Source organism: uncultured Thiocystis sp. (assembly GCF_903866365.1).
Taxonomy (GTDB): domain Bacteria; phylum Pseudomonadota; class Gammaproteobacteria; order Chromatiales; family Chromatiaceae; genus Chromatium.
In genome coordinates this window covers 1-2,044 of the sequence record NZ_CAIPNF010000322.1, presented here as the reverse complement: position 1 = coordinate 2,044, position 2,044 = coordinate 1, and the positions used below count along the sequence as shown (strand labels likewise).

The following is a 2,044-nucleotide window of genomic DNA, read 5'->3' as shown; positions in this document are numbered from 1 at the left end:
TGGGGCGCCTGACTCTGCGTCCCCGCTACGGGCTGCCGATGCTTTTGTCTCACCGCTGAGGCGCTGTGTTCGCTCCCACTTACCGTCACCACGGACTGCCAGCGCCGGGCGCGGATGCCGGTGACGTGGGCGGCAGCGGCTCGGTGACCGTGGCCATCGCCCTAGCAGCCTGTCGGACTTTGGCGCGGCTGGGCATTGACCGGCTTGGTAGACTGCCGCGTCTCTCGCTCAGGAACGTTGACCATGCCCCGATTCCAACCGATCGATCGCGACACCCCATTGGAATTGCCCCTGTCGTTACAGGACTGGCTGCCCGAGGGGCATCTGGCGCGCGACGTGGTGGAGGTGGTGGACGCGCTGGATCTGAGCGCCCTGGAGCAGGCGTACGCCGGGCGCGGGAGCCCGCCCGATCACCCGGCGATGAGGCTTTCGCGATTGATTGACGGATACGCCACGGGCGGTTACTCCAGCCGCAAGATCGAGTGGGCCACGTTTGATTCGGTGGCCTTTCGCTTCATCGCCTGCCATCACCATCCCGACCACGCCACCCTGGCCACGTTTCGGGGGCGTTTCGCGACGGAGTTCGAAGCGGTGTTCGTCCAGGTGCTGGAGGTCGCCCGCACGAACCAGCTCCGTTGCTTCGGACGGGTGAGCCTGGATGGGACCAAGCCTGTCCTGAGCGAAGCCGAAGGGATCCACGCCAACGCCAGCCGCCACAGCGCGCTTTCTGACGGGCATGCCGAGACCCTTGAGGCGCACCTCAAGGCCGCGGTTCAAGACCTGCTCGCGTTGGCCGCGCCAGCCGATGGGGTCAATACCCCCGACGGCCTGAACCTGCCTGAAGAACTCCAGCGCCGCGAGGATCGCTTGGCGGCGATCGCCGCGGCCAACGCCAAGCGCGAAGCCCGGGCGGCGCAACGGTTTGCCTGTGAGCAGGCCGACCACGAGGCCCAGCTTGCCGCTCGTGCGGCCAACGCCGCGGCGGGCGGACGAAAGCCCGGCGGGAAACCGCCCCAGGCGCCCATCCCCGGCCCACGCCCGAACGATCAACGCAACCTGACCGATGAAGCATCGCGCATCCTGCCGGTGAGTGGTGGCGGCTTCGAGCCGTGCGACAACGCCCAGGCCGTCGTCGACACCGAGTCCCTGCTGATCCTGGTGGCGCCGGTGACCCAAGCGCCCAACGACAAGGAGCCACTGGCGCCCATGGTCGAGCGGGTGCAGGCGCTCCCCGAGGGGCTGAACCCGCCCAAAGAGTGGCTGGCCGAGGCGGGCGACTTCCGCGAAAGCAACGTGGTGGCGTGCGAAGCGCCCGGGAGCACGCCGTTGATCGCGATCAAACGTGAACAGCATCATCCCCATTGGTCGGAGCGTTTCGGCGAACCGCCGGTGCTGAGACCGGACGCGACCCCGGTCGAGCGCCTGGCCCACCGGCTCAAAAGCCGCGCCGGCCGGGCCGCCGACGCCCTGCGCAAACAAACCGTCGAACCGGTGTTTGGGATCATCAAGTCCGTGATGGGCTTTCGCCAGTTTCTCACCCGCGGCCTGGCCAATGTCCAACACGAGTGGACGCTGGTGTGCCTGGCCTGGAATCGAAAACGCCTGGCCGTGTTGCGCCCGCCGTCAGGGATACGCAAAGGAAAACCGCGCTTTTTCCCGACAACAGGCTATTTTTCGCCACGAACGGCCCTCCCTGGCCCTAAACCGGCGATACCGAGGGGAAAGTCCGACAGGCTGCTAGGGCTCAGTGCGATGTCCCAGCGATATGCGATCAACAGTCTCGCCGAAGCCGAGGCGTACCTAAACCATCCGGTTCTCGGGCCACGCCTGCGCGCGTGCGCCGAGGCGCTCATCTGCCTGGAGGGGCGCTCCGCGCAGGCGATCTTTGGCACTCCGGATGACCTGAAACTGCGATCCTGCGCCACCCTATTCGCGCTTGTGTCACCCGAGGGTTCCGTGTTCCAGCGGCTGCTCGACAGCTTCTTTCAGGGTGAGCCTGACCCGGCGACCATTCGGAAATGCACACTCACGCCGGACGATTGAT

Annotated in this window: 1 protein-coding gene and 1 pseudogene; both read left to right on the top strand. The window is 66.7% G+C overall.

All coding sequences use genetic code 11. The features are described from left to right. Positions 1 to 243: 243 nt before the first annotated feature. Positions 244 to 1,620 (top strand): annotated as a pseudogene (locus QZY07_RS18315) (transposase); the annotation flags it as partial. Beyond that, complete coding sequence (locus tag QZY07_RS18310; RefSeq protein ID WP_295405810.1) at positions 1,609 to 2,043, top strand: DUF1810 family protein; 435 nt, start codon at positions 1,609 to 1,611, stop codon at positions 2,041 to 2,043. The pseudogene QZY07_RS18315 and the gene QZY07_RS18310, both read left to right, overlap by 12 nt. The last annotated feature ends 1 nt before the right edge of the window (position 2,044 follow it).